Raw genomic sequence first — 26174 nt, 5'->3', positions numbered from 1 at the left:
CAAGGAGCAGAGTATGGATCCGCGCAGTGAAGTACTGCTTCGTCAGGCCGAGTTGTTCCAGGGTTCGGTATTGCTGGCCGGTTTGCCCGCCGACGACTTGCTGGGTCGCTTGCCCGATGCCCACGGCTGGTGCTGGCACGCCGGTGATCAAGCAGCACTGGACGCCCGTTTCGCCGGGCGCAGCCATTTTGGCGTGAATGCGCCCGAGCGCGAATTCGACAGCGCCGTGGTGTTTCTGCCCAAGTCCAAGGACCTGACCGACTATATCCTCAACGCCCTCGCCTCTCGTCTGGCCGGTCGTGAGTTGTATCTGGTCGGCGAAAAACGCAGCGGCATCGAAGGCGCGGCCAAGCAGTTGAACCCCTTCGGCAAACCACGCAAGCTCGACAGCGCACGGCATTGCCAGTTCTGGCAGGTCACCGTGGCCAATGCGCCAGAAGCCAAGTCGCTGGAAAGCCTGGCCCAGACCTATGAACTGCCATTGGCCGAAGGGCCGTTGAAAGTCATCAGCCTGCCGGGCGTGTTCAGCCACGGTCGACTGGATCGCGGCAGCGCCCTGTTGCTGGAGCATCTGGACAAACTGCCTGGCGGCCACTTGCTGGACTTCGGTTGCGGCGCAGGCGTGCTGGGGGCTGCGGTCAAGCGGCGTTATCCGCACAACCAGGTCACCTTGCTCGATGTCGACGCATTTGCCGCCGCCAGCAGTCGCCTGACCCTGGCCGCCAACGGTCTGGAAGCGGAAGTGCTGACCGGTGACGGCATCGACGCAGCGCCCATGGGCTTGAGCGCGATTCTGAGTAATCCACCGTTCCATGTCGGCGTACACACCGACTACTTCGCCACAGAGAACTTGCTGCGAAAAGCGGCTAAACATCTGAAAAACGGCGGCGAACTGCGCTTGGTAGCGAATAGCTTCCTGAAGTATCAGCCACTGATCGAAGAGCACTTGGGCGTGTGTGCAATCAAGGCTGAAGGCCAGGGTTTCCGAATCTACCGGGCCAAGCGCGGCTAAAAACGCTTTTGCAAAAGAGGGCTTGCCCAATCGGATTTGCCTAGGCAGAATCCGCTCCGTCCTAGGGGAGTAGTCTCCCACGAGCGCCATGCTCGTCCGGCATACGTCAACATACTTGGTCCTCAGACCATGGCGTATGCGACCCACGCGTCCGCATCAGACGGATCGCAGGGTTTGACAAGACCTATGACACGAACACCTTACCCGGGGCGGGAAGGCTGTACGTGTCATAGCCGTGTCGACCCGCCCCTTAGGAAAACCCTGATGATGCTGGACTCTCTACTCGTTCCCACCGCAATCGTTGCCTTGGCCGAAATCGGCGACAAGACGCAACTGCTCGCGCTCATTCTCGCGGCACGCTTTCGCAAACCCTGGCCGATCATTGCCGGCATCGTCGCCGCGACCCTGGCCAACCACGCGGCGGCCGGTGCGGTAGGCGCCTGGTTCGGCAGTTTCTTCTCGAATGCGACGCTGCACTGGATCCTCGCCGCGAGCTTCGCCGCCACCGCGTTGTGGACCCTGGTGCCGGACAAGATGGACGAAGACGAAGCCAGCACCGCCCGCAAGTTCGGACCGTTCCTGACCACGCTGATTGCGTTCTTCCTCGCGGAGATGGGCGACAAGACTCAGGTCGCGACCGTGATGCTCGCCGCGCAATACCCGGATTTGTGGTTGGTGATCCTCGGCACCACCGCCGGGATGTTGATTGCCAACGTGCCGGTGGTACTGGCGGGTAATTTTGCCGCGGAAAAACTGCCTCTGACCCTGATCCGCCGCCTGGCAGCCTCGGCGTTCTTCATCCTGGCGATTGTCGCGGTGTACAAGGCGATGCAGAGCAGTGGCTGGGTTTGACACAACAACCCGATCGTTCCCACGCTCGGCGTGGGAATGCATCCGGTGACGCTCCGCGTCACGACGTTAAAGCGGACGCGGAGCGCCCATGGCTGCATTCCCACGCAGAGCGTGGGAACGATCACTTACTCAGGATTTCCTGGCTTTCTCGTACAACGGCATGACTTTAGGAATCGCCGCCTGCAACGACGCAATCCGACTGGCCGACGCCGGGTGAGTGCTCAAGAACTCTGGCGGCGCGCCTTCCGAGGCCTTGCTCATTTTGTTCCACAGGGTGATCGCAGAGTTCGGGTTGTAACCGGCGCGGGCGGCCAGTTCGAGACCGATCAAGTCAGCTTCGTTTTCGTTCTCGCGACTGTTGGGCAAGGTCATGCCGTATTTGGCCACGGTGTCCGCCAGAGCCAGGCTGTCCTGCCCCAGACCGAGCAACGCACCGGCGCCCTGCTTGGCCATTTCGAGACCGTAAGCCCTGGACATCGCTTCACGGCTGTGCTCGCGCAAGGCGTGAGCGATTTCATGGCCAATGATGGCGGCGATTTCGTCATCAGTGAGTTGCAGGGTGTCGATCAGCCCGCTGTAGAAAATGATCTTGCCGCCAGGCCCGCAGGAGGCATTCAGCTCGTCGCTCTTGATCAGGTTCACTTCCCATTGCCACTGGGCCGAATCCGGACGGAACACCGGTGCCTGGGCAATCAGGCGATTGGAGATGGCCTGGACGCGCTTCGCATTGTTACTGGATTTATCCAGCACGCCTTTGGTGCTCGCCTCCCCGATGGTCTGTTGATAAGACTGGGCGTACATCTGGTTGACCTCGGAGGTCGACAACATACTGAACATGTATTGCGTGCGCTCAACGCCCACGGCGCCACCGCTGGTGGTGTTGACCGACTGACAACCGGCAAGCAGCAGACTTGCACTCAGTGCACACAAAACCAATGTCTTACTCATCAAGAAGCTCCCTGGAAACATGCCGCGTATCCTAGGTGGGGATTTGTATCGGCGCTAGATACAACGGACGTGTAGCACGTACATTTCAGACAAAGCCCCGGTCACCGTAGGAAAAAATTCACACAACAGCGTCCGCCGCGGCTGATCACGGCCAGCAAATGATTCATTTACGACATCCAGCACTCTAAAACAGCCAGTTCGTTACACCTGGCTCATGCCCCACCGCCCCAGTGCCGATACAGCTCTGCAGACGTCCTCTTGCGTGCGGAGCACCCATGAAATTCAAGTCGATCCAGTTTTCCGTTGCCGCCCTGGCCGGCGCCATTGTGCTCAGCGTTGTCGCAGCCCTGGTGCTGTACGCGCTGTTTTCCGGCGCCCGGACCCAAGACATGGTCCAGCAACGGACTCAGGCGCAGTTCGAGCAAGTCATCGAACAGCGCCTGACGTCGCTGGCGCAAACCCAGGTCAGCCAGATCCAGCGCGAACTCGAAGCGCCGCTGCTGATTGCCGGCGGTCTGGTGCGGGTCAACGCATTGATCGGCACACCGGGCGCCGACGGCCAGCCGCAACTGAGCCTTAGCCGCGAGCAACTGATCAGCCTGATCAAGGAAAACGTCGCCCGGAACCCGAAAATTCTCGGTACCTACATTGGGTGGGAAAAAAACGCCCTCGACCACAACGATGCGGCCTACGTCGACACCAAAGTAGTCGGCATCGACGCCAGTAACGGGCGTTTCCTGCCATGGTGGTTCCGTAACGAAGACGGCAGCCTGGGCCTGGACAAACTGGTGGACGTCGACGACCAGAAAACCCTGTCCACCGGCGTGCGCGCCAGCGAGTACTACCTGTGTTCCAAGGAAACCAAAAAATCCTGCGTGATCGATCCGGCGCCCTACAAGGTCGGCGACAAGATCGTCATGCTCGCTTCCTTCATTGAACCGATCATGCTCAACGGCGCGTTCCAGGGCATCGTCGGCGCTGACCTGTCGGTGAACTTCATCCAGGAAATGCTCCTGGGGGCGAATCAGAAACTGTACAGCGGCGCCGGGGAAATGGCCCTGATCGGCGGTAATGGCCGGATCGTCGCCTACACCAAAGACCCGAGCAAATTCGGCGAAAAAGTCAGCGACATCCTCGACAGCAAACAGATTGCCAACATGGCCAATCTCAAGCGCGGCGAAGTGACTTACACCGTCGACAAGGCCCAGGGCCGGATCGAGTTGTACCTGCCCTTCGGCATCGGCCAGACCGACGCCCGCTGGACCTTGATGCTGCAACTGCCGCTGAACGCGGTGATGGCCGACCTGCAAAAACTTCAGGGTGACCTGGACGCACAGCGCAAGTCCGACACCTTTGGCATGGCCATGGTCGGCCTGCTGATCGCCGGCATTGGTTTGTTGGTGATCTGGCTGGTGGGCCACGGCATTGCCCGGCCGCTGAAGCAGATGGTGACCATGCTCGATGACATCGCCCAGGGCGAAGGCGACCTGACCCGCCGCCTGACCAGCGACCGCAGCGACGAACTGGGTTCGATCGCGAAGGGCTTCAACACCTTCCTGGCCAAGTTGCAGGCGATGATTACTCAAGTGGTGACATCGGTGCAGAGCGTCAGCGACTCGTCGGAACATACCGCGGACATCGCCATTCGCACCAACATCGGTGTGCACAAACAAATGGCCGAGATCGATCAGGTCGCCACCGCCGTACACGAAATGACCGCCACCGCCCAGGATGTGGCGCGCAACGCCACCCAGGCCGCGCAAGCTGCCAGTCATGCGGATCAGGCGGCGGCGCAAGGCATGCAAATCGTCCGGGATACGTCGAATTCGATTGGTGTGCTGGCCATCGAAATCGGCAAAGCCGTCGGCGTGGTGCAGACCCTGGCCAAGGACAGCGAAAACATCAACGCGATCCTGACGGCCATTCGCGGCATCGCCGAGCAGACCAACCTGCTGGCCTTGAACGCGGCCATCGAAGCGGCGCGCGCCGGTGAACAGGGTCGAGGATTTGCGGTGGTGGCCGATGAAGTGCGCAACCTGGCGCAGAAAACCCAGAAGGCCACGGAAGAAATCCAGACCATGATCCAGCAACTGCAACAAGGCACCCGCGATGTGGTGCGGGTCATGGAAGACAGTCAGAACCGCACCGATGAAAGCGTGCAGCACGCGGCGAAAGCGGCCGAAGCGCTGGAAACCATTACCCAAGCGGTGTCGGTGATCAACGACATGAACACCCAGATCGCCAGCGCCGCCGAAGAACAGAGCGCGGTGGCCGATGACATCAACCGCAACGTGATCAACATCGGGCAAGTAGCCAATGAAGTGGCTGGCGGTGCGGATGAATCGAGCGCAGCGAGTGCGGATTTGACCAAGTTGGCGGAACAGCAGCGGCGGTTGATCAATCAGTTCAAGGTTTAGGGCTAAAAAGCCAAGGCATCACTTAGCCCGGGGTCAAACACTCCGGCCCATTGAGCTTCGGATCATTCACCATGTTCGCCAGCACCCGCTCGCGCAGCGCCGCGGGTTCGCTGGCCAGCAACGCCTGCAAGGCATGTAGCGGGGTTTCAGGATTGAGCCAGGCTTCCTGCCCCGCTGCATCGAGTATCAACGGCCGACGCTGACTCGAAGCAGGTTGGGTGATCACCGCCGTACTCAGCCATACCTGCTCTTGTACTGGATACGCCTCCCAGATCGCCGCGAAGTACAGCGTCGAGCCCTCCCCCGGCGTCAGCCAGTACGGACGTTTGCGCGTAGTGCCGCGCCACTCGTAAAAACCATTGGCCGGCAGCAGACAACGGCGCAGGCGCAAGGCTTCGCGAAACATCGGCTGTTCGGCAACGGTTTCGGCACGGGCATGGGCCGGTGTGCGCGACAGGTCGGTCAGCCACGGCGGCGTCAGGCCCCAGCGGGCGCGGGCCAACTCACGCTGCCCGTCTGCACCGGCACGCAGCATCAACACCGAATCGTTGGGAGAAATATTCCACTGGGCCTGCTGATCGGCGGGAAATCCGGGCAGGGCTGCGAAGGCGGGGTTCCAGCGAAACAGGGCATAACGTCCACACATGGGGCAATACGACTCTTGATCAAACGAACGTCAGCCTAACAGACCAGCGTGCCGGGAAAGCTGTCCGGTTCATCGCCGGACAGCGGCAGCGCGGCATTGTACGCGGCGATCAGTTCCCGCGCGTATTGCGCCTGGTCGTTATCGACCGATACACCCAGCAGGCCGAATATCGGCAATTCCCCGGTACCGCCGATCAAATCCCGGCCCACCAGATGCGCCTCGATGCCTTCACTGGCCAGCATGCTCAACAGCAATTCGCCTTCCATCAGGTTTTCCGGCTCGTAGATACGCTGCATGGGCGAACCCCTTCATTCGTTTTCGCTGTAGACGTCGAGATGCCATTCCTCGCCGTGAACCTGCAAGACAAAGGTAATGGGACGACAACACACCGGACAGTCCTCGATATAGGTCTGATCACCGCCAGACAAATCCAGAACAGCCTCGACTTCTTCACCGCAATACGGACATTCATACTGCGCAGTTTCCAGCATCGCGGTCTCCCAGGTGACTTGTGCGTATAATCGCCGGTCTATTTGCAGGGCTATTTTTGTCTGACTACCTTTCAGACCGTGCCCCGTTGGTTTTCGATCAATACCTTTACTTACCCTAGCCGTTTCTAACAAGAGAGCATGATGGGCGAATTCGATGCCATCCGACCTTACGACGACAGCGAAGTCCCAGCGGTGCTGGCACGGCTGCTCGGCGACAAGGCGTTTCTAGATATCCTCACCCACTTCCGCTTCCCGCGTTTTGCCGGTGCATTCGGCTGGATGCTCAAACCTCTTATAGCGCATCGGCTGCGCCGTGAGTTCGCCGACGTCACGTCGGTGGCCACGTTGCAGGACAAAGTCGAGTTTTACGTCGACCACACCATCGAGCGCGCCACGGACGGGGTGACCTACACCGGCGTGGAGCAATTCAAGTCCGGCAGTGCCTACCTGTTCATCGCCAACCACCGCGACATCGTGATGGACCCGGCCTTCGTCAACTACGCCGTGTACCACGCCGGCCTGCCGACCCCACGCATCGCCATTGGCGATAACCTGCTGCAGAAGCCTTTTGTCAGCGACCTGATGCGCCTGAACAAGAGCTTCATCGTGCACCGTTCGATCACCGGTCGACGCGAGAAAATGGCGGCGTATCAATTGTTGTCGGCCTACATCAATCACTCGATCCGCAACGATTGCGCCTCGATCTGGATTGCTCAGGCTGAAGGCCGGGCCAAGGACGGCGACGACCGCACCGAGTCGGCGATCCTCAAGATGTTCCACATGAGCCGCAAGGACGAGCCGTTCGGCGAAGTCATCCGCTCGCTGAACCTCACCCCGGTGTCGATCAGCTACGAGTACGACCCCTGCGACCAGGCCAAGGCCCGCGAGCTGTACATTCGCGCCACTACCGGCACCTACACCAAGGCGCCGGGCGAGGATGACGTGAGCATCGCCAAGGGCATCACCGGTTACAAAGGCCGGGTCCACGTGAACTTCGCCGCGCCGATCACCGAACTGTTCGAAGACACCAAGCAATTGGCGATCGAAATGGACAGGCAGATTCTGGGCGGTTACCGGTTATTCCCGGTGCATTACCTGGCGTATGCGCAGTGGAAAGACGCCGACCCGCAATTGCAGGTGCCGAAAGCGGCCGAGCTGTTTGCGGCAGATGAACTGGCCAAGGCTCAGGAAGAATGGCAGCGTCGGCTGGAAGCTTGCCCTGAGGAACATCGCCCGTTCCTGGTGCTGCAATATGCGATGCCGGTGCGTAATCAGTATCGGGTCAAGGCCGGGTTACCTCTTTAGGGTAATGGCTGGATACGACAACGGCGCCCTCGGGCGCCGTTTTTTTGTCTTGATGCAGCAGGTCAGTCAGTCACTGTAACTGTGGCGAGGGAGCTTGCTCCCGCTGGGCTGCGAAGCGGCCCCAAATGCAGCCATCCCCACTGTATCAGACACACTGCGAGCATAGGCTTTACGACTGCTGCGCAGCCGAGCGGGAGCAAGCTCCCTCGCCACAGGGTCTTGTGTCAGGACTTCAGACCCGAGTACTGACCCACGACACCAGCAGCGCCATCCCAAGGCAGGCAAAACCGAAGCGATAGAAAAACCGGTTCATGCGCAAGGTCGCCCAATCGAGCGTCGGCTCTTCGCTGGGCCGGCTCTGGCGCTGGGCTTCGATACTGGCCATCGCGCGCTGTTCACGACGACGGGTGGCGTGCAGCAACCAGCCGCCCGGGCAGGCGAACAGCAAGGCCAGCAGGTTGATCAGTTTGGCGGGATGAGCGGTAAAGAGCGAAATCAATTGCAGCGACATCACAAACCTCAGGCAGAACCAGTGTGGCAGACGCCCAACCGACGACCGCGGCGCGAATTCTACCGAAAGCGCTCCGGCCTGCCCCGGCTTTCCGACAAATAACGAAACCATTTGACCGATAGCTGTCCTGTGTCACGGCGCCGTCATCTGAATCCGCCAGTCTGTCGCCCCTCGAAACCGACACGGACCGCGTCATGCTCCACGCCGAAAACCAGGATCGTCTTTACCTCATTGCCCAAAGCGACGAACAACAAACCTTAGTCGGCAGCCTCGCCTTCAATGTACAGGACCGGCATTGGCTGGTGTATTGCGCGTTGGGCGGGCATCAACATGCGGATTTGCCGGAGACGGATTTGCTGACCGGGGTGAGTGTTCTGGACTTCTATTCGCAAGCGGCTTGATTTCCCTTGCTGGAACGGCAGGCACAAAAAAACCCGGCGCCATCACTGGCGCCGGGTTCTTTAAACAAGCTACAAACCGTTACTCGCCAAGCACCTGACCAATCGTCGGGTCCTTGAACAAGCGGGTCAACGCATCACTCAGCACATCACTGACCAGCTTGGTATTGGTTTCCTGATTCGGCGCCATGCCAAAACGCTGATCCAGCGACGCGCCGTAGCGACCGCTGTAACGACGGTTGGCATTCTGCACATCGGAACGGAACGTCGCGCCAATTGTTGCTTCAGTCACATACAAACCTTCTTTGGGCGACTGATACTTCAGCTCGGCCAGGGTCACCGTCAATTGCGGCGCATTCAGCGCATTGGCCGTCGGCGTGAAGCCCAGCAACCGCACGGCTGCTTCAGCCTGAGCCTGCAGCTTCGGCAGAATCTGCGCGCCCTGCACCGTGATCGCACTGGTCTCCGGGTACAGACCGCCACGGGTCCCCAGGGTTGGCGATGGACGACCATCCACCACACGCACCACCACCGGCTGACCGTGGCCGATCGGCGCCAGCTGAGCCGTCAGCTTGGGTTCCGGGTTCAGTTGTTGCGGGCTGTGGGCGCAGCCGACGAGGGTCAAACTGGTCACAGTGATCAAACCGAACAACAGGCGTTGCAACATGCTCTTCTCTCCAGAATCAGGCAACTAACAATGCCCGCAGTATAGCGGTGCGCCACTGCGGCGAACTAGCTTCGCGCAACGATTACTGAAATCTCTGACAAACCCGGCGCAGCGCGGTTCCTGTCACACCTTTGTCACCGCCCGCTGGCAACCTTTATGGCAGTCATCCCAGTAGGTACGTTGCCATGCGTTTTCTCATCTCGCTGTTCGCGCCACGCCCGCTGCACCGCAGCTTCGCCCTGCTCGACCGCAATGGCCACTGCCAGGCCTTCAAGCAGTGCAGCCTCCAGCCTATGGGCGATGGCTGGGTCGAAATCGAAGAAATTCGCCTCAACTGGCTGCACCATCCCCTGCCCGCCAGCGCCCTTGTCAGCCAGCACCAACCACGTGCACGTGCGCAGCAACTGCTGACCACCTGACCGGACGCCTAATAAAAGTCATTAAACACGACCATTTCCCTGCGTTTCTTCGTTACAATCTCCCCCCGATTATAAGGACGTCTCCTGATCGGGCCTCGCAGCATCGTTCAATGCCTCGGTATTGACACCCCGAACCGCCCACAGAGAGCCGCCCACACAGATCGAGTGAAGCTGGCGCGCTTGCTGTTTCTCAAGCAAAACCCCCACTTTTCGCGAATCTGCAGAGCTGTCATAACGCTCGGTCACTGAGCTGTTTGCCCGTTTTTGCCGCCCATGCACCCCATGGCGGCAATCCATCCGGGCGCGGTGCCAGGCTGGGACAGCCCTTTTTTGAGGTTCACGTCTTCAAAAGAGCGTGAAAAAAACGGGTTTTCACAACTTCACAAGAGTGTGGCGAGCAAATGAATAGTTTTGCGTCTGAACATGCACCATTAGCGTCTACAACAGCCCAACGACACAGGACCGAGTACTCCTCGAACACCGGAGCCTGAAGCCTGTCCGCTACGGATTTGGTTGCACAAACGGATGTCTCGACCATAAGTCGAATTGCCAGCCGCGCGCCGAAATGAGTTCATGTGACTCTTGAAGCCAGGCCGCATGCATCCGTCGAAGTTGCGAAAAATTGCGAAGATTCGGACATGGCGATCCTGGCCATGGGTACCTGGGGCATCACTGACACGCCCCGTCACTCCTGGCAGCTATGCCGACAATTTGGTGCTGCAGATTTTGGAGACGCGTTAAATGGCGCATAACGAAGCAGTCGACGTAGTACTGGTTGGGGCCGGCATCATGAGTGCCACCCTTGCGGTACTGCTCAAAGAGCTCGACCCCGCGATCAAGCTGGAAGTCGTCGAGCTGATGGATTCCGGTGCCGCGGAGAGTTCCAATCCGTGGAACAACGCCGGTACCGGTCACGCCGGGCTGTGTGAGCTGAACTACACGCCGCAGGCCGCTGACGGCACCGTCGACATCAAGAAAGCCGTGCACATCAACACCCAGTTCGAGGTGTCGAAGCAGTTCTGGTCCTACCTGACCAAGAAAGGCACCTTCGGTTCGTGCAAATCGTTCATCAGCCCGGTGCCGCACCTGAGCTTCGTGCAGGGTGAGAATGGCGTGTCCTTCCTCAAGGAACGCTTCAAGACCCTGAGCAAGCACCATGCCTTCTCGGACATGGAATACACCGAAGACAAAGCCAAGATGGCCGAGTGGATGCCGCTGATGATGCCGGGCCGTCCGGCTGACGAGGTCCTCGCCGCCACCCGCGTGATGAACGGCACCGACGTCAACTTCGGCGCCCTGACCAACCAACTGCTCAAGCACCTGACCAGCGCGCCCGATGCCCAGGTCAAGTACTGCAAGCGCGTCACCGGCCTGAAGCGTAACAACGGCGGCTGGACCGTCAGCATCAAGGACGTCAACAGCGGCAATACCCGCGAAGTCGACGCCAAATTCGTCTTCCTTGGCGCCGGCGGCGCGGCACTGCCGCTGCTGCAAGCGTCGGGCATCGAAGAAAGCAAAGGCTTCGGCGGCTTCCCGATCAGCGGCCAGTGGCTGCGTTGCGACAACCCGGAAGTGGTCAAGCACCACCAGGCCAAGGTCTACAGCCAGGCCGCGGTCGGTTCGCCACCAATGTCCGTGCCGCACCTGGACACCCGTGTGGTCGATGGCAAAAAGTCCCTGCTGTTCGGACCTTATGCCGGTTTCACCACCAAGTTCCTCAAGCACGGTTCGTTCATGGACCTGCCGATGTCGGTCCGCGCCGGCAACATCGGTCCAATGCTGGCCGTGGCCAAAAACAACATGGACCTGACCAAGTATCTGGTCAGCGAAGTGATGCAGTCGATGGAGCAGCGCCTGGAATCCCTGCGTCGCTTCTACCCTGAAGCGAAAGCCGAAGACTGGCGCCTGGAAGTGGCCGGCCAACGGGTGCAGATCATCAAGAAAGACCCGAAGAAAGGCGGCGTTCTGCAGTTCGGTACCGAACTGGTCGCGGCCAAGGACGGTTCCCTTGCCGCTCTGCTCGGCGCCTCGCCAGGCGCCTCGGTGACCGTGTCGATCATGCTGGAATTGATCGAGAAATGCTTCCCGAACAAGGCCAAGGGCGAGTGGGCTGCCAAACTGGCGGAAATCTTCCCGGCTCGGGAGAAAGTCCTGGAAACCGACGCTGCGCTGTATCGCAAGATCAATGCGCAGAACAACGTCGCACTGGAACTGGTTGAAGCAAGCAGCGAAACCCAAAGCTACGCTTGATTCAGCCGCATAAAAAACGCCCCGTCCTCATTGAGGGCGGGGCGTTTTTTTATGCCGTTAAAGGATCGCAGCCTCGCTTCGCTCGACAGCTCCTACAAATGGATTGCTACACCTGTAGGAGCTGTCGAGCGAAGCGAGGCTGCGATCTTTTGATCTTAACCGCGAGCTTTTTCGATCAGCTCGATGTACTCGGCCGCGTTGCGCTGATCCTGGATCAGGGCCACGAAGTTATTGCCGTGCTCATCCTTGCCGTCCAGATCGTAGCCGGCTTCGACAAAGAACGTCAGAAAACGCTCGAAGTCATCGATGCGCAGGCCGCGGTACGCCTTGATCAGTTTGTGCAACGACGGTGAAGTGGCGTCGACCGGCTCGAAATCGAGGAACAGTTTGATCTGCGCATCGCCGATCTCGTCACCAATCACTTGCTTCTTATCTTTACGCATTGCCGACTCCAGCTCGCAGACATTTCACAGGGCGGGCAGTTTACCCCTGCCTTGATGCCGGGCTCAACGCGGACGAACGCTACCGGTGTGCAGATCGGCCCAGATATGGCCGTTGGCGTAACTCAGAAACTGGCAATACACCGTGTCGTTGCGCAGCAAGTCGATCACCACGCGGTACTGGGCCAGCGGGTAATAGAGGGTCAGGGTTTTGCTTTTGTTGTCGTAGATCGGCTTTTTCAGGCTTTTGCTTTCACCATCGAAGTTGACCAGCACCTGGCTGATGGTCGCGCCCTTGTTCAAGGGTTTGCCCTTGAGGCGGATCAGCAACGGTGAGGTGACCGGGATCGGTTGTTGGTTTGACTGACGCTGGCTGCCGAGGACCACCGAATACTCGGTGACCTGCAACAGTTGTTGCTGTTCGGGTTCGGCTTCACGCAGGGTCAGGTCGTCCGGGGGTAAAAACTGCACGTGCATCGGTGCCGGGGCAGCGGCCAGGGGTAGGCTGAAGACCAACATCAGGGCGGCGCAGCTGCGGATCAAAAGACTCATGACAGGCTCCAGGGACGAGGCCGAGCACTCTAGCATGATGATCAATCGGGCGAATAACCGATCCAGATCAATACTCTCAAAGACAACGCTGGGCATACTGAAAGAGCCTTCAGCCCTATCTCGACGGCGTGCCGTCTACTGTGGAGTTCCTATGCCATTCTCCATCCCCCCGTTATTCGCCGCCTGGCGTCAAACCCTGCGTGCAGGTTATAGCCTCAGACGATTGCGCGGCGACATCAGTGCCGGGGTGACGGTAGGGATTATCGCCATTCCCCTGGCCATGGCCCTGGCGATTGCGGTGGGAGTAGCGCCCCAGCAAGGTTTGTATACGGTGCTGATCGCGGCCCCGCTGATCGCCCTGACGGGAGGCTCGCGTTTCAATGTCAGCGGGCCGACAGCCGCGTTCGTGGTGATACTGCTGCCGATCACCCAACAATATGGCCTGGGTGGCCTGCTGCTTTGCACCATGCTCGCAGGGGCAATCCTGATTGCCTTGGGGCTGATTCGGGCCGGGCGGCTGATTCAGTACATTCCTTATCCGGTGACCCTGGGCTTTACCGCCGGGATCGGCATTGTCATCGCCACACTCCAACTAAAGGATTTGCTGGGCCTGAGTACCACCGGGCATGCCGAACATTACATCGAGCAATTAGGTGCGCTGCTCCAGGCATTGCCCAGCGCCCGTCTGGGGGACGGGATCATCGGTGTCATGTGCCTGGCAGTTCTGATCGTCTGGCCGCGGTTTGTGCCAAGGGTTCCGGGGCATCTGGTGGCGCTGGCCGTCGGCGCAATGTTGGGGCTGGCGCTGGAAAGCGGCGGGTTACCGATTGCGACGCTGGGCGAGCGCTTCAGCTATATCGTCGACGGCGTCAGCCACCCCGGCATTCCGCCGTTTCTGCCGAGCTTCGACTGGCCGTGGAATTTGCCGGGGCCCAATGGTCAGCCGCTGCATTTGTCTTATGACCTGATCCGCCAATTAATGGCGCCAGCGTTCGCCATTGCCATGCTCGGTGCCATCGAATCGCTGTTGTGCGCGGTGGTGGCCGATGGCATGACGGGCAGCAAACATGACCCCAACGCCGAACTCCTGGGTCAAGGCATTGGTAACCTGGTCGCACCGTTGTTCGGCGGTATTACCGCCACCGCGGCGATTGCCCGCAGCGCCACCAACGTACGCAGCGGGGCGTTTTCGCCATTGGCGGCAATTATCCACAGTGCGGTGGTGCTGCTGGCGATACTCGCCCTCGCCCCGCTGTTCAGCTACTTGCCGATGGCCGCACTGGCAGCATTGCTTGTGATGGTGGCGTGGAACATGAGCGAGGCCCGGCATGTCGTGCACACCTTGCGCATCGCACCACGCAGCGATGTGTTGGTCTTGCTGACCTGCCTGAGCCTGACAGTGCTGTTCGACATGGTGCTCGCCGTTGCCGTAGGGCTGTTGCTGGCCGCCGGGTTGTTCGTCAAGCGCATGAGCGACCTCACGGACACCGCCGAACTGCCTCGAGAGTTCCATCAAGCCTTACAGGATTTGCCGGAGCATGTTCGTTGCTATGCGATACGCGGGCCGTTGTTTTTCGGTGCGGCGGAAAAAGCCCTGGGCGTGCTGCGCAAATTCAGCCCGGAGGTCAAAGTGGTAATTGTCGAGATGAGTGCCGTGTCCATGCTGGACATGACGGCGTTGGCAGCCTTCGACAATATCCTCAGGGATTACCGCACCGACGGCATCGGCCTGATTCTGGTCGGGACGGCTGCGCGCGTGCGCCTGAAACTCAGGCGCGCGGGCATCCATCGGGAGCAGCGTCAGTTGGCTTACGTGAACAACCTGGAACAGGCTCGACGCAAAAGTGAATGCTGGCTCGTCGGGCAGGACTGAACGCGCGGTTCAAGCGAACTGCGCACGCATTCGGATGGGAGATCTGCCTTCAAGCATCAACGTGTCTGGCGGCTGAAGCCGCCCCCAGACAGTCACCCTGCTTACAGGCCTTTAACGGCAAAAATCCCGTTGGCGTTACGCCAGTAGCCTTTGTAGTCCATGCCATAACCGAAGATGTAACGGTCAATGCACGGCAGGCCGACGAAATCGGCCTTCAGGTCCGGGCGAGCCTTGCGGTCGTGGTCCTTGTCGATCAGCACGGCGGTGTGCACTTTGCGGGCGCCGGCGTGTTTGCAGAAATCGATGATCGCGCCCAGGGTGTGACCTTCGTCGAGGATGTCGTCGATGATCAGCACGTCACGGTCGATGAACGAAACTTCCGGCTTGGCTTTCCAGAACAGCTCGCCGCCGCTGGTTTCGTTGCGATAGCGGGTGGCGTGCAGGTAGGACGCTTCCAGCGGGAATTGCAGATGGGTGAGCAGCTTGCCGGCGAAAATCAGGCCGCCGTTCATCACACAGAACACCACCGGATTGCTTTCAGCCAGTTGTTCGTTGATATGTGCACCGACGCGGGCGATGGCCGCCTCGACTTCAGCTTCGGTGTACAGGCAGTCAGCCTCTCGCATGATTTGACGGATATGCTCGAGATCAGCGGACATGGCGCTCTCCAAGGGGTTTGAGGGGGAGGGACGGATTCGGAAAAGCGGGCAAAGGTACGCATCCCGCACGGCCAGATCAAGCGTTTGTGGACTAACGTACTGTATGTCTATAGGACAACACCCTCGGATAGATTAATCTAGGCCGGTTTTTTTGCCCGCCGCCGGAGCCTTTCCCCATGCCCATCCGTGAGATCCGCCATCCGCTGATCCGTCATAAACTTGGCCTTATGCGCCGCGCCGACATCAGCACGAAGAATTTCCGTGAGCTCGCTCAGGAAGTCGGCGCCCTGCTGACCTATGAAGCCACCAAAGACCTGCCGCTGGAAAGCTACGACATCGAAGGCTGGTGCGGCACGGTGTCGGTGGAGAAAATCGCCGGCAAGAAAATTACCGTGGTGCCGATCCTGCGTGCCGGTATCGGCATGCTCGAAGGCGTGCTGAGCCTGATCCCGGGCGCCAAAGTCAGCGCCGTGGGCGTGGCCCGTAACGAGGAAACCCTCGAAGCCCACACCTATCTGGAAAAACTGGTGCCGGAAATCGACGAGCGCCTGGCGATGATCATCGACCCGATGCTGGCCACCGGCGGCTCGATGGTCGCCACCATCGATTTGCTGAAGAAGGCCGGCTGCAAGGACATCCGCGCGATGGTCCTGGTGGCCGCTCCCGAAGGTATCGCCGCAGTGGAGAAGGCTCACCCGGACGTGACCATCTACACCGCTTCCATTGACCAGAAACTGAACGAACACGGTTACATCATCCCAGGCTTGGGCGATGCCGGTGACAAGATCTTCGGCACCAAGCAGAAGGACGCGTGACCATGCAGCAAGAGTTCAACGATCCGCTCTGGCGCACGGTACTGTCCGGCGCGCAGATGCTGTTCGTGGCCTTCGGCGCCCTGGTGTTGATGCCGCTGATTACCGGCCTCGATCCGAACGTGGCGCTGTTCACCGCAGGCTTAGGGACGATCCTGTTCCAGATCGTCACCGGGCGTCAGGTGCCGGTGTTCCTGGCGTCGAGCTTCGCCTTCATCACCCCGATCATTCTCGCCAAGGGCCAATTTGGCCTGGCGGCGACCATGGGCGGTGTGATGGCGGCCGGGTTCGTCTACACCTTCCTCGGCCTTGCGGTGAAGATCAAAGGCACCGGGTTTATCGACCGTTTGCTGCCTCCGGTGGTGATTGGCCCGGTGATCATCTCCATCGGCCTGGCCATGGCGCCGATTGCCGCCAACATGGCGATGGGCAAGGCGGGCGACGGCACTGAGCTGATTCATTACCAAACGGCGATGATGATTTCGATGCCGGCGCTGCTGACCACCCTGATCGTCGCGGTGTTCGGCAGAGGTATTTTCCGCCTGGTGCCGATTATCTCCGGTGTGCTGGTGGGTTTTGCCATGGCGTTTTATTTCGGCGTGGTCGATACCGCGAAGATTGCCGTGGCACCGTGGTTCGCGATTCCACACTTCACCGCGCCGGAATTCAACTGGCAGGCGATTCTGTTCATCGTTCCGGTGGCCCTGGCCCCGGCCATCGAGCACATCGGTGGCGTGATTGCCGTGGGTAGCGTGACCGGTCGCGACTACCTGAAAAAGCCCGGTCTGCACCGCACCCTGCTCGGCGATGGCATTGCCACCACCGCGGCCGGTCTGTTCGGCGGCCCACCCAACACCACTTACGCCGAAGTGACTGGTGCGGTGATGCTGACCAAGAACTACAACCCGAAAATCATGACCTGGGCGGCGATCTTCGCCATCAGCCTGGCGTTCATCGGCAAATTCGGCGCGCTGCTGCAAAGCATCCCGGTGCCAGTGATGGGCGGGATTCTCTGCCTGTTGTTCGGTTCGATTGCCGCGGTGGGCATGAACACCATGATCCGCCACAAGATCGACCTGGGCGAAGCACGCAACCTGGTAATTGTCTCGGTGACGCTGGTGTTCGGGATTGGCGGCATGCTGGTCGGCACCGGTACCGGCCAGAACGATTTCGGCCTCAAAGGCATCGCGCTGTGCGCGGTGGTGGCGATTGCACTGAACCTGTTGCTGCCGGGCAATGACAGCTGGAAGCACAAGAAGGCGGATGAGCCGCTGTTGTAAGCAGGCGACTCAATCCCCTGTGGCGAGGGAGCTTGCTCCCGCTTGACCGGGCTGGCGCACCAGTGCGCAGCACTCACAAAATCTTCATTGACTGCAAAGATTTTGGGGCCGCTTCGCGACCCAGCGGGAGCGAGCTCCCTCGCCACAACCAGCCCGCCTTCACTTCAATGTATGCTCCTACAAAACCAATGGCGCCCTTTCGCACAAGGCGCTCAGCGCCCGCGCCCACTGTGGCTCATCGTTGAGGCAAGGCACCAGCACCAACTCCTCCCCTCCCGCCTCGCGGAATTGCTCCTTCCCGCGATCACCGATCTCCTCCAGCGTCTCGATGCAATCGGCAACGAACGCCGGGCACATCACCAGGACTTTCTTCACGCCGCTTTTGGCCAACTCGTCGAGGCGAGCTTCAGTGTAGGGTTCTATCCACTTGGCCCGACCCAGACGCGACTGAAACGATACCGACCACTTGCCGTCCGGTAGGCCCACACGCTTGGCAAACTCTGCGGCCGTGCGCAGGCACTGACCGCGGTAGCAGGTCGCGACCACTTCCGGTGGCGCACCGGCGCAGCAATCGCCGCCACCCTCGAAGCTGTGCCCGGGATTGAGCTTTTTCAGGTGACGTTCCGGCAAACCGTGGAAGCTCAGCAGCAGATGATCGAAATCCTGTTGCAGATAAGGCCTGACACTAGCCACCAACGCATCGAGGTATTCCGGTTGATCGTAGAACGGCTGAAGAACCGAGAACTGCATGTCGAGCTTTTTGTCGCGCACCACGCGCTTGGCTTCTTCGATCACCGTGGTCACGGTGCTGTCGGCGAATTGCGGATAGAGCGGTGCCAGGGTCACTTTCTTATGCCCCTGGGCAGCCAGCCGCAGCAGCGCGGACTCAATGGACGGCTCGCCGTACCGCATCGCCAGCTCAACAGGCCCGTGAGTCCACTGCCGGGTCATGGCCTGCTGCAGGCGACGGCTGAGCACCACCAGTGGCGAGCCCTCCTCCCACCAGATCGACGCGTAAGCGTGAGCCGATTGTTCCGGGCGCTTGATCAGAATCAACGACACCAGCAAACGCCGCACCGGCCAAGGCAGGTCGATCACGTACGGGTCCATCAGAAATTGATTGAGGTAACTGCGCACATCCGCCACCGAGGTGGAGGCAGGTGAACCCAGGTTGACCAGAAGCAACGCGTGATCGGTCATGCAACGTCCTATTTCAGAGGCGGCCGGACAGATCGTCCAATGCCGCGCGCAAATCAGTGAACCGGAAAGTGAAACCCGCTTCCAGCAAGCGAGCCGGCATCGCCTTCTGCCCCCCCAGCAACAACAATGACAACTCGCCCAGGCCGACCTTCAAGACGAGAGTCGGCATGGGCATGAACGCGGGACGATGCAACACGTCACCCAACGTTTTGGCGAACTCGCGATTGCGCACCGGTTTGGGCGCGCAGGCATTATAGGGACCGCTGGCCCCATTACGATGCAGAAGAAAATCAATCAGGGCGATTTGATCTTCGATATGAATCCACGACATCCACTGCCGACCGCTGCCGATCGGCCCGCCCAGCCCCAGCTTGAACGGCAACAACAGCCGCGACAAAAAGCCGCCCTCGGCGGACAACACCAACCCGGTACGGATGAGAACCACGCGAATGCCCAAGGCCTCGGCACGTTGCGCGGTTTCTTCCCAGGCGATGCACAACTGGCTGGCGAAATCATCGATGACCGGTGGCGATTGCTCAGTCAACTCCCGCTCGCCGCCGTCGCCGTACCAACCGATCGCTGAGCCGGAGATCAGCACCTGCGGTTTCTGCTCCCGACTTTCGAGCCAGGCCAACAGGGTTTCAGTCAGGGTGATCCGGCTACTCCACAACAGCGCTTTGCGTTTGTGGGTCCAGAGCCGATCGGCGATCGGCGCCCCCGCAAGGTTGACAATTGCATCCACCGGTTCTGGCCCAAAATCCTCAAGCCGTGCGATTCCCCGTACCTGAGTGCCGCAGATTTTGGCGACTTTAGCGGGCGTGCGACTCCAGACCGTGAGGTGATGTCCCTGACTCAACCAGTGTCGGCAGAGCTGACGTCCTATCAAACCAGTACCGCCGGTCAGCAATATGTGCATGACATCTTCCTCGCGTGGCGTTTTACCCGGATCACTAGTCTATTTTTATAAGCAGGGATCTTTGGTATCGGGCAGGTTCTGTGTTTAACAATAGGCCAAGCTCTCAGAACGAGAACGCTAAAAGTTATACCAAAAAACAATATTGTACAGGTTTGAACCACGGCGTAGTCTGTACAGAAAGGCAAACGAGGCCCCTATGACTGTACCTATCGCAATCATCGGCACCGGCATCGCCGGACTCTCAGCCGCCCAGGCCCTTACGGAGGCCGGGCATGTCGTTCATCTGTTCGATAAAAGCCGCGGCAGTGGCGGACGCATGTCAAGCAAGCGCAGCGATGCGGGTGCTCTGGACATGGGCGCGCAATATTTCACTGCCCGCGACCGTCGCTTCGTTACCGAAGTCCAGCGCTGGCAAGCCAACGGTTGGGTTGCCGTGTGGACACCGCAGCTCTATACCTACCACGGCGGCCAACTCAGCCCCTCGCCGGACGAACAGACACGCTGGGTTGGCACGCCGCGCATGAGCGCCATCACCCGTGCGCTGCTCGGTGACCTGGAAGTGCAGTTCAGCTGCCGGATCACCGAGGTCTATCGCGGTGAAGAGCACTGGCATCTGCAAGACGCCGAAGGCTTCACCCACGGGCCGTTCAGTCATGTGGTGATTGCCACGCCAGCCCCTCAGGCGACCGCGCTGCTGCCCGCCGCGCCGAAACTCGCCGGGGCCGCCGCCGGGGTAAAAATGGAGCCGACCTGGGCGGTCGCCCTGGCTTTCGACACGCCACTGGATACCCCGATCGAAGGCTGCTTCGTGCAGGACAGCCCCCTCGACTGGCTGGCGCGCAATCGTAGCAAACCGGGACGCGACAACACCCTCGACACGTGGGTGCTGCACGCCACCAGCGCCTGGAGCCGGCAACATATCGATCTGTCCAAGGAAGCGGTGATCGAGCAATTGCATGGTGCCTTTGCCGAACTGCTGCACGACGCCATGCCTGCACCGACTTTCAGCCTCGCTCACCGCTGGCTTTACGCTCGTCCGGCCAGCAGCCATGAGTGGGGTGCCCTGGCTGATGCTGATCTGGGCTTGTATGTATGCGGCGACTGGTGCCTGTCCGGCCGTGTCGAAGGCGCCTGGCTCAGTGGCCAGGAAGCGGCCCGCCGTCTGCACGAACACCTGCAGTGAACCGCCTCGATTCGAGCACATTGCTGCTGTCGACACGGACAGCAGCCCTGAAAAAACCTATACAAAAAAATTGACTTGTACACCTTTGAATCTATGCTGAGCAGATGTTGTACAGATTTAGTAATCCGTACAGGTCTGGATTCGAGGTGCTCCGATGCCTGCACAATCAGCGACCCCACCCAAAATCGCCATCAGCGCCTGCCTGATGGGGGCCGAGGTGCGCTATAACGGCGGGCACAAGACGTCACGGCTGTGCAGCAGCATCCTTTCCGATTATTTCGATTTCGTCCCGGTGTGCCCGGAAGTTGCCATCGGCCTGGGAATCCCTCGCGAACCGATCCGACTGGTCGGCAACCCTGAACATCCGCAGGCGGTCGGCACGGTCAATCCTGAAAACAACGTCACCCGGCCGCTGGCCGAATATGCTCGGAAAATGGCTTTGGAACTGGGCGACATCTGCGGCTATATCTTCATGCAGAAATCCCCTTCGTGCGGTCTGGAGCGGGTCAAGGTCTACCACGCCAACGGCGCGCCGGTGGACGGCGGTAGCCGTGGCATTTACGCCCGGACCTTCTGCGCGCTGCATCCCGATTTGCCGGTGGAGGAAGAAGGCCGGCTCAACGATCCGGTGCTGCGGGAAAACTTCCTTACCCGCGTATTCGCCTACAGCGCCTGGCAGCAGTTGCTGCAAACCGGCCTGACCCGGCGCGGCCTCACGGATTTTCACTCGCGCTACAAATACCTGTTAATGGCCCACAACCCGGTGCAATACAAAACCCTGGGAAACCTGCTCGGCAACATGGGCCGGACCGCTCCTGAAGTCATCGGCCCGCGCTATTTCAGCGAACTGATGGCGGCCTTGAAAAAATGCGCCACGCGCCGCACCCACACCAACGTCCTGCAACACCTCAGCGGCTATCTCAAACAGGCCATCAGCACTGAAGACAAACAGGAAGTGCAGCATGTGATCAGCCAGTATCGTCACGGCATCGTGCCGCTGGTGGTACCGCTGACGTTGCTCAAACACTACTTTCGCCAGCACCCGGATCCATACATTGCGCAACAGGTTTACCTGCAACCGCACCCGGAAAACCTCAGCCTGCGAAACGCAATCTAATGAAAACCCCACCGGACACCAGCGCCAGCGAAGACCTCGGCACCGACTTCAAAAAGGCCCTGGACGCAGGCTGGCTGCCCATCCGTGAAGTGGCCCGGCAGACCGGAGTCAACGCCGTCACCTTGCGCGCCTGGGAACGGCGCTATGGGCTGATCGTGCCTCAGCGTACTCCCAAGGGGCATCGGCTGTTCTGTGCCGAACACGTTCAACGCATCCTGACGATCCTCACTTGGCTCAATCGCGGCGTGGCGGTCGGTCAGGTCAAGCAACTGCTCGACACGCCTCAGGTACTTGCCGAGCCCGTCGGAAACGATTGGCTGGTGTTGCGCCAGACACTGCTACAAGCCGTTACCCAACTGGCCGAACGCACCCTCGATGACACCGTAAACCAGGCGATGGCGCTGTATCCGCCACGCACCTTGTGTGAACACCTGTTGATGCCGTGGCTGGCGGAACTGGAACAACGCTGGCAAGGTCAGTTCGGCGCGCAGATGGAGCGGGTGTTTGTCTATTCCTGGTTGCGCAGCAAATTCGGCGCGAGGATTTACCACAACAACCGCCAGTTACGTACTGCGCCGCTGTTGCTGATCAATCAATCGGACCTGCCTCTGGAACCTCATCTATGGCTCACCGCCTGGCTGATCAGCAGCACCGATTGCCCGGTGGAAGTTTTCGACTGGCCACTCCCGGCCGGCGAACTGACGCTGGCGGTCGATCACCTGCAAGCCCGCGGCGTCCTGCTGTATTCCAGCAAAGCCATGAATCTTGCAAAATTGTCGAAACTTTTGAATGGCGTCAGTTGCCCAAAAATGATCGCCGGACCAACGGTGTGCATCCACCACGCCGATTTGTCCGCAAAAAACACCGCCATTGCTGATTTGATCCTGGCCGATAACCCGTTATCGGCCCATCTGGACCTGATACAGCGCGGGCTCATTTAATGGCGCTTTTTTGATGAATCGTACGGATACGACCATGCAATTGATCTGGCTGCGCAGCGACCTGCGTCTACACGACAACACCGCCCTCTCGGCCGCCGCAGCCCGTGGCCCGTGTGTGGCGGTGTATTTGCCGAGCCCGCAGCAGTGGCTTGCGCACGACGACGCGCCGTGCAAAGTGGACTTCTGGTTGCGCAACCTCGCCGAATTACGACGCGCGCTGGACGCCCTGAACATCCCGCTACTGATTCGCCAGGCGTCCCGCTGGGATGAAGCGCCCAAGGTTCTGCTCGAACTGTGCCAGCAGTTGAAGATCGACGCGGTGCACGTCAACGAGGAATACGGCATACATGAGACTCGCCGTGATGCGGCGGTGGCCCACGCGCTGAAAGCCCGGGGCATCGACTTTTACAGCCACCTCGATCAGCTGCTGTTCAAGCCAGGCACCGTGCTCACCAGAACCGGAACCTACTTCCAGGTCTTCAGCCAGTTTCGCAAGGTCTGCTACGAACGCCTGCACGCTTCATTACCCGGATTGGTCGCTGCACCCGCCCTTCAGGCTCCATTGCATATCAGCAGCGACGAACCGCCCTCCCGTGTCGAGGGTTTCGCTTCTCCCAACGACAGCTTGCGCGCCCTCTGGCCAGCCGGTGAAACCGAAGCCCGGCGCCGCCTCGACACCTTTGTCGACGCCCAGATCGACTATTACCACAGCGAACGCGACTTCCCGGCAAAACCCGGCACCAGCCAGCTCTCGGCCTATCTCACCGCCGGGGTGATTTCCCCTCGTCAGTGCCTGCACGCCGCGTTGCGAAGCAATCAGGGCGAGTTCGAAAGCGGCAAGGTCGGCGCCGTCACCTGGATCAACGAGCTGCTGTGGCGCGAGTTCTACAAACACATATTGGTGGGCTACCCACGTGTATCCCGGCACCGCGCCTTCCGTCCGGAAACCGAAGCCCTGGTCTGGCGTGACGCCCCGCAAGAACTCGAGGCCTGGCAGCAAGGCCGCACCGGCCTGCCGATCATCGATGCCGCCATGCGCCAATTGCTGGAAACCGGCTGGATGCACAACCGCCTGCGCATGGTGGTGGCGATGTTCCTGACCAAGAACCTGCTGATCGACTGGCGTGAAGGCGAGCGCTTCTTCATGCGGCACCTGATTGATGGCGACCTGGCGGCGAACAATGGTGGCTGGCAGTGGAGTTCGTCCACCGGCACCGATTCGGCGCCCTACTTCCGGATTTTCAACCCGCTGAGCCAGTCGGAAAAGTTCGATGCCGAAGGGGTGTTCATCAAGCACTGGGTGCCGGAGCTCAACGAATTGAATAGAGAAGACCTGCACAACCCGGCAAATCTCGACGGACTGTTCGGCGTGAGGAATTATCCGTCGCCCATCGTCAATCTGAGTGCTTCCCGTGAACGGGCCCTGGCCGCGTTCAAGAACCTGCCATCACGACAGGGTTTATCGCCACCGTCATTAAATTGATGCTGAGCGTTGCGTCATGAACACGGAATTGAGCCAGGGAAATATTGGGTAAATAAGGGGATTGGGATGAGTCGTACACCTCCAAGGCGATACTGGTTGACCGGCGCCAGCAACGGTATTGGCGCTGCGCTGGCTGAAGAAATACTGAAAAGCGGTGCCCATCTGGCGGTCAGCTCCCGCTCGGTGGCGTCACTGAAAGACCTGTCTGAGCGCTATCCCGGTCAGGTGCTGGTGGTCGCGGGCGATTTGACCAACGGGCAAAGAGTGCGTGAAATCGGCGAGCATATTGCGCAGGAATGGGATTCTCTGGACACCATGATCCTTAACGCCGGCACCTGCGAATACGTCGACGCCAATCAGTTAGACTCGTCAATCATCGAGCACATCGTGCGTACCAACTTGCTTGCCAGCAGCTATTGCATCGCAGCCGCCCGGCCTTTGCTGCAGGCGGGCACTGCGCCGCATCTAGTGGGCATTGCCAGTTCGGTGACCTGGTTACCCCTGCCGTGGACCGAATCCTATGGCGATTCAAAGGCCGGGTTGCGTCATCTATTCGAGTCATTGCGCATCGACATGGCGCCGGAAAACATCGAAATGACCGTGGTCAGCCCAGGACTTATCAATACGCCTCTGAACAACGGCGTCCCGATACATCTCGACTGGTCGGCAGGCCAAGCCGCGCGATACCTCCTCGACATGATCAAGAATCGTCCACTGGAATTCTCCTTGCCGGAGCTGCTCATGCCTGTTCTTTGGCCCCTGCCGCAACAACCCGACCGGGCGGGACTGGCAATCGACGAACAAGCGCGAAACAAGCCGCCGATCGAGGGTCTGCCGTGAAGCCTGAGCGTCTGTCAGGCCTTTTACACAGCGTGGGCTCACTGCCTTACACTGCGCGCCATGAAAACCATTCCCCACACGCAAGTCGCCGAGCCTGCGGTCACCTGCTCGACCTGCGCAGCCTGCTGCTGCCAGCTTGAAGTGATGCTGATCACTGACACCGGCGTGCCCGAACGTTTTATCGATACCGATGATTGGGGTGGTGAAGTCATGCTGCGACTGGATGACGGCTGGTGCGCCGCACTGGATCGCAACAGCATGATGTGCACCATCTATGAAAAGCGTCCGCTGATCTGCCGGGAGTTCGAAATGGGCGCACCGGAATGCATCACCGAACGCCAGGGGATTGCGACAGCGTATCGGTGAGATCGAAGTCACCCGGTGCCATGTGAGAGCCCCCGCCACAGGTAGCTCCCACATCCAAACATTGCAGGCTTACAACGGCATCGTGTAATGCAATGCGTAGCTTTCTACACCGTCGTTCGGGTTACTGATCCCGGCATTGGAGTAGTGGGTGGCGCGAATCCCGACTTCATGTCCGCCGGCAAAGCGCAGACCAAACCCGAAACGGTCTTCGAACTGAAAGGCACTGCCGAGCTTGTTATCTTCGTATTCGGTGTTGGCAAACACCGCGATACCGATACCCGCTTCGACGTAGGGCTTGATGTTCTGACCGGCAAACTCGTACACCAGTACCGGCGAGAACGACAAACTGTGATTGCTCGCCGTTTTGTCGCCATCCCAGTAGGTGTAAGCGCCGCTCCAGTAGCCGGTCAAGCGGCCAACATCACTCTGCAACCAGCTCTTGTCCCAATCGAACTGCATGCCCAGTCGGTAGGTCATGGTCGAATCGCTGGTCTGGCCGACCCCGAACTCCACCCCTGCCGCCTGCGCGGAAAAACTGTGCCCCATCAATGCGGTCGCAATCGCGGCCAAACAGAATAGTCGCTTCATTAGAAACA

General features: G+C 59.8%; 28 protein-coding genes and 1 riboswitch. Of the genes, 16 read left to right on the top strand and 12 right to left on the bottom strand.

Translation table 11 applies throughout. The features are described 5' to 3' along the window. The first annotated feature begins 13 nt into the window (after positions 1–13). Together ACEN9A_RS03840 and ACEN9A_RS03835 are read left to right on the top strand one after the other, a co-directional pair. The gene (locus ACEN9A_RS03840) at positions 14–1012 is read left to right on the top strand and encodes a methyltransferase (protein WP_413388031.1); all 999 of its coding nucleotides are present in this window, start codon (positions 14–16) and stop codon (positions 1010–1012) included. Positions 1013–1063: 51 nt separating this feature from the next. After that, a riboswitch (yybP-ykoY riboswitch) is annotated at positions 1064–1188 on the top strand. Positions 1189–1279: 91 nt separating this feature from the next. Further along, complete coding sequence (locus ACEN9A_RS03835) at positions 1280–1864, top strand: TMEM165/GDT1 family protein (protein ID WP_026286682.1); 585 nt, start codon at positions 1280–1282, stop codon at positions 1862–1864. Positions 1865–1993: 129 nt separating this feature from the next. On the opposite strand, the gene ACEN9A_RS03830 is transcribed toward ACEN9A_RS03835, so the two are convergent. Next, positions 1994–2812, bottom strand: coding sequence for a M48 family metallopeptidase (locus ACEN9A_RS03830; protein ID WP_018929596.1), 819 nt, complete (start codon positions 2810–2812; stop codon positions 1994–1996). 275 nt (positions 2813–3087) lie between these two features. On the opposite strand from ACEN9A_RS03830, the gene ACEN9A_RS03825 reads away from it, so the two are divergent. Then, the gene (locus tag ACEN9A_RS03825; protein ID WP_019651166.1) at positions 3088–5229 is read left to right on the top strand and encodes a methyl-accepting chemotaxis protein; all 2142 of its coding nucleotides are present in this window, start codon (positions 3088–3090) and stop codon (positions 5227–5229) included. A gap of 22 nt (positions 5230–5251) precedes the next feature. On the opposite strand, the gene ACEN9A_RS03820 is transcribed toward ACEN9A_RS03825, so the two are convergent. From ACEN9A_RS03820 to ACEN9A_RS03810, 3 genes are read right to left on the bottom strand one after another with little or no spacing between them, the layout of a single operon-like run. Next, complete coding sequence (locus ACEN9A_RS03820) at positions 5252–5875, bottom strand: SOS response-associated peptidase (RefSeq protein WP_007939796.1); 624 nt, start codon at positions 5873–5875, stop codon at positions 5252–5254. Positions 5876–5910: 35 nt separating this feature from the next. Then, positions 5911–6171: a putative signal transducing protein gene (locus ACEN9A_RS03815; protein WP_007939795.1), complete on the bottom strand. Its 261-nt coding sequence runs from the start codon at positions 6169–6171 to the stop codon at positions 5911–5913. A 12-nt stretch (positions 6172–6183) separates the two neighbouring features. Next, complete coding sequence (locus ACEN9A_RS03810; RefSeq protein WP_018929594.1) at positions 6184–6366, bottom strand: CPXCG motif-containing cysteine-rich protein; 183 nt, start codon at positions 6364–6366, stop codon at positions 6184–6186. Between the two features lie 138 nt (positions 6367–6504). Between ACEN9A_RS03810 and ACEN9A_RS03805 the strand changes: the two genes are divergently transcribed. Next, complete coding sequence (locus tag ACEN9A_RS03805; protein WP_033047169.1) at positions 6505–7671, top strand: 1-acyl-sn-glycerol-3-phosphate acyltransferase; 1167 nt, start codon at positions 6505–6507, stop codon at positions 7669–7671. A gap of 232 nt (positions 7672–7903) precedes the next feature. Here the strand turns inward: ACEN9A_RS03805 and ACEN9A_RS03800 are convergent, their stop codons facing one another. After that, positions 7904–8182, bottom strand: a complete 279-nt coding sequence (locus ACEN9A_RS03800; RefSeq protein ID WP_007939791.1) for a hypothetical protein — start codon at positions 8180–8182, stop codon at positions 7904–7906. 194 nt (positions 8183–8376) lie between these two features. On the opposite strand from ACEN9A_RS03800, the gene ACEN9A_RS03795 reads away from it, so the two are divergent. Beyond that, positions 8377–8583 carry a hypothetical protein gene (locus tag ACEN9A_RS03795; RefSeq protein WP_018929592.1) on the top strand — a complete coding sequence of 69 codons (207 nt, stop codon included), beginning with the start codon at positions 8377–8379 and terminating at the stop codon, positions 8581–8583. Positions 8584–8662: 79 nt separating this feature from the next. Here ACEN9A_RS03795 and ACEN9A_RS03790 read toward each other — a convergent pair whose 3' ends face one another. Then, positions 8663–9247 carry a YajG family lipoprotein gene (locus ACEN9A_RS03790; RefSeq protein WP_007939787.1) on the bottom strand — a complete coding sequence of 195 codons (585 nt, stop codon included), beginning with the start codon at positions 9245–9247 and terminating at the stop codon, positions 8663–8665. 185 nt (positions 9248–9432) lie between these two features. Here ACEN9A_RS03790 and ACEN9A_RS03785 point away from each other — a divergent pair, with 185 nt between their 5' ends. After that, positions 9433–9666 (top strand): hypothetical protein, encoded by a 234-nt coding sequence (locus tag ACEN9A_RS03785; RefSeq protein ID WP_019651165.1) that lies wholly within the window; start codon positions 9433–9435, stop codon positions 9664–9666. A gap of 741 nt (positions 9667–10407) precedes the next feature. After that, the gene (mqo, locus tag ACEN9A_RS03780; RefSeq protein ID WP_018929589.1) at positions 10408–11916 is read left to right on the top strand and encodes a malate dehydrogenase (quinone); all 1509 of its coding nucleotides are present in this window, start codon (positions 10408–10410) and stop codon (positions 11914–11916) included. A 155-nt stretch (positions 11917–12071) separates the two neighbouring features. On the opposite strand, the gene ACEN9A_RS03775 is transcribed toward mqo, so the two are convergent. Both ACEN9A_RS03775 and ACEN9A_RS03770 read right to left on the bottom strand, forming a co-directional pair. Next, entirely contained in the window at positions 12072–12359 is a 288-nt protein-coding gene (locus ACEN9A_RS03775; RefSeq protein WP_019651164.1) for a PA4642 family protein, read from the bottom strand. Positions 12360–12422: 63 nt separating this feature from the next. Next, entirely contained in the window at positions 12423–12908 is a 486-nt protein-coding gene (locus ACEN9A_RS03770) for a hypothetical protein (protein ID WP_019651163.1), read from the bottom strand. Between the two features lie 151 nt (positions 12909–13059). Here ACEN9A_RS03770 and dauA point away from each other — a divergent pair, with 151 nt between their 5' ends. Continuing rightward, complete coding sequence (dauA, locus tag ACEN9A_RS03765; RefSeq protein ID WP_258672381.1) at positions 13060–14781, top strand: C4-dicarboxylic acid transporter DauA; 1722 nt, start codon at positions 13060–13062, stop codon at positions 14779–14781. Between the two features lie 101 nt (positions 14782–14882). Here dauA and ACEN9A_RS03760 read toward each other — a convergent pair whose 3' ends face one another. After that, complete coding sequence (locus tag ACEN9A_RS03760; RefSeq protein ID WP_007939779.1) at positions 14883–15440, bottom strand: hypoxanthine-guanine phosphoribosyltransferase; 558 nt, start codon at positions 15438–15440, stop codon at positions 14883–14885. A gap of 176 nt (positions 15441–15616) precedes the next feature. Here ACEN9A_RS03760 and upp point away from each other — a divergent pair, with 176 nt between their 5' ends. After that, positions 15617–16255, top strand: a complete 639-nt coding sequence (upp, locus tag ACEN9A_RS03755) for a uracil phosphoribosyltransferase (RefSeq protein WP_007939777.1) — start codon at positions 15617–15619, stop codon at positions 16253–16255. A gap of 2 nt (positions 16256–16257) precedes the next feature. Continuing rightward, positions 16258–17532: a uracil-xanthine permease family protein gene (locus tag ACEN9A_RS03750; protein ID WP_018929585.1), complete on the top strand. Its 1275-nt coding sequence runs from the start codon at positions 16258–16260 to the stop codon at positions 17530–17532. Between the two features lie 177 nt (positions 17533–17709). On the opposite strand, the gene hemH is transcribed toward ACEN9A_RS03750, so the two are convergent. After that, complete coding sequence (gene hemH, locus ACEN9A_RS03745) at positions 17710–18732, bottom strand: ferrochelatase (protein WP_258672380.1); 1023 nt, start codon at positions 18730–18732, stop codon at positions 17710–17712. Positions 18733–18745: 13 nt separating this feature from the next. Continuing rightward, on the bottom strand, positions 18746–19648 hold the full coding sequence (locus tag ACEN9A_RS03740; RefSeq protein ID WP_026346026.1) for a TIGR01777 family oxidoreductase: 903 nt from the start codon (positions 19646–19648) through the stop codon (positions 18746–18748). A 196-nt stretch (positions 19649–19844) separates the two neighbouring features. Here ACEN9A_RS03740 and ACEN9A_RS03735 point away from each other — a divergent pair, with 196 nt between their 5' ends. The 6 genes from ACEN9A_RS03735 (at position 19845) to ACEN9A_RS03710 (ending at position 25578) form a co-directional block, all read left to right on the top strand. Further along, positions 19845–20831 carry an NAD(P)/FAD-dependent oxidoreductase gene (locus tag ACEN9A_RS03735; RefSeq protein ID WP_019582382.1) on the top strand — a complete coding sequence of 329 codons (987 nt, stop codon included), beginning with the start codon at positions 19845–19847 and terminating at the stop codon, positions 20829–20831. Between the two features lie 154 nt (positions 20832–20985). Further along, positions 20986–21948, top strand: coding sequence for a YbgA family protein (locus ACEN9A_RS03730; RefSeq protein ID WP_019651158.1), 963 nt, complete (start codon positions 20986–20988; stop codon positions 21946–21948). Next, a complete protein-coding gene (locus tag ACEN9A_RS03725; protein WP_258613129.1) occupies positions 21948–22889 on the top strand; it encodes a MerR family transcriptional regulator in 942 nt (313 codons plus the stop codon). Before ACEN9A_RS03730 ends, ACEN9A_RS03725 begins: the two co-directional genes overlap by 1 nt. 34 nt (positions 22890–22923) lie before the next feature. Beyond that, positions 22924–24372, top strand: coding sequence for a deoxyribodipyrimidine photo-lyase (gene phrB / locus ACEN9A_RS03720; RefSeq protein ID WP_258672378.1), 1449 nt, complete (start codon positions 22924–22926; stop codon positions 24370–24372). A 66-nt stretch (positions 24373–24438) separates the two neighbouring features. Further along, positions 24439–25212, top strand: coding sequence for an SDR family NAD(P)-dependent oxidoreductase (locus ACEN9A_RS03715; RefSeq protein ID WP_258672377.1), 774 nt, complete (start codon positions 24439–24441; stop codon positions 25210–25212). 60 nt (positions 25213–25272) lie between these two features. After that, positions 25273–25578 (top strand): YkgJ family cysteine cluster protein, encoded by a 306-nt coding sequence (locus ACEN9A_RS03710; RefSeq protein ID WP_018929577.1) that lies wholly within the window; start codon positions 25273–25275, stop codon positions 25576–25578. Positions 25579–25647: 69 nt separating this feature from the next. On the opposite strand, the gene ACEN9A_RS03705 is transcribed toward ACEN9A_RS03710, so the two are convergent. Continuing rightward, complete coding sequence (locus tag ACEN9A_RS03705; RefSeq protein WP_258672376.1) at positions 25648–26166, bottom strand: acyloxyacyl hydrolase; 519 nt, start codon at positions 26164–26166, stop codon at positions 25648–25650. Positions 26167–26174 lie beyond the last annotated feature (8 nt).

The sequence above is a fragment of the Pseudomonas sp. Pseusp18 genome (assembly GCF_059506005.1).
Note: the sequence above shows the minus strand (reverse complement) of the source record. Positions and strands in the feature narration are given on the sequence as shown.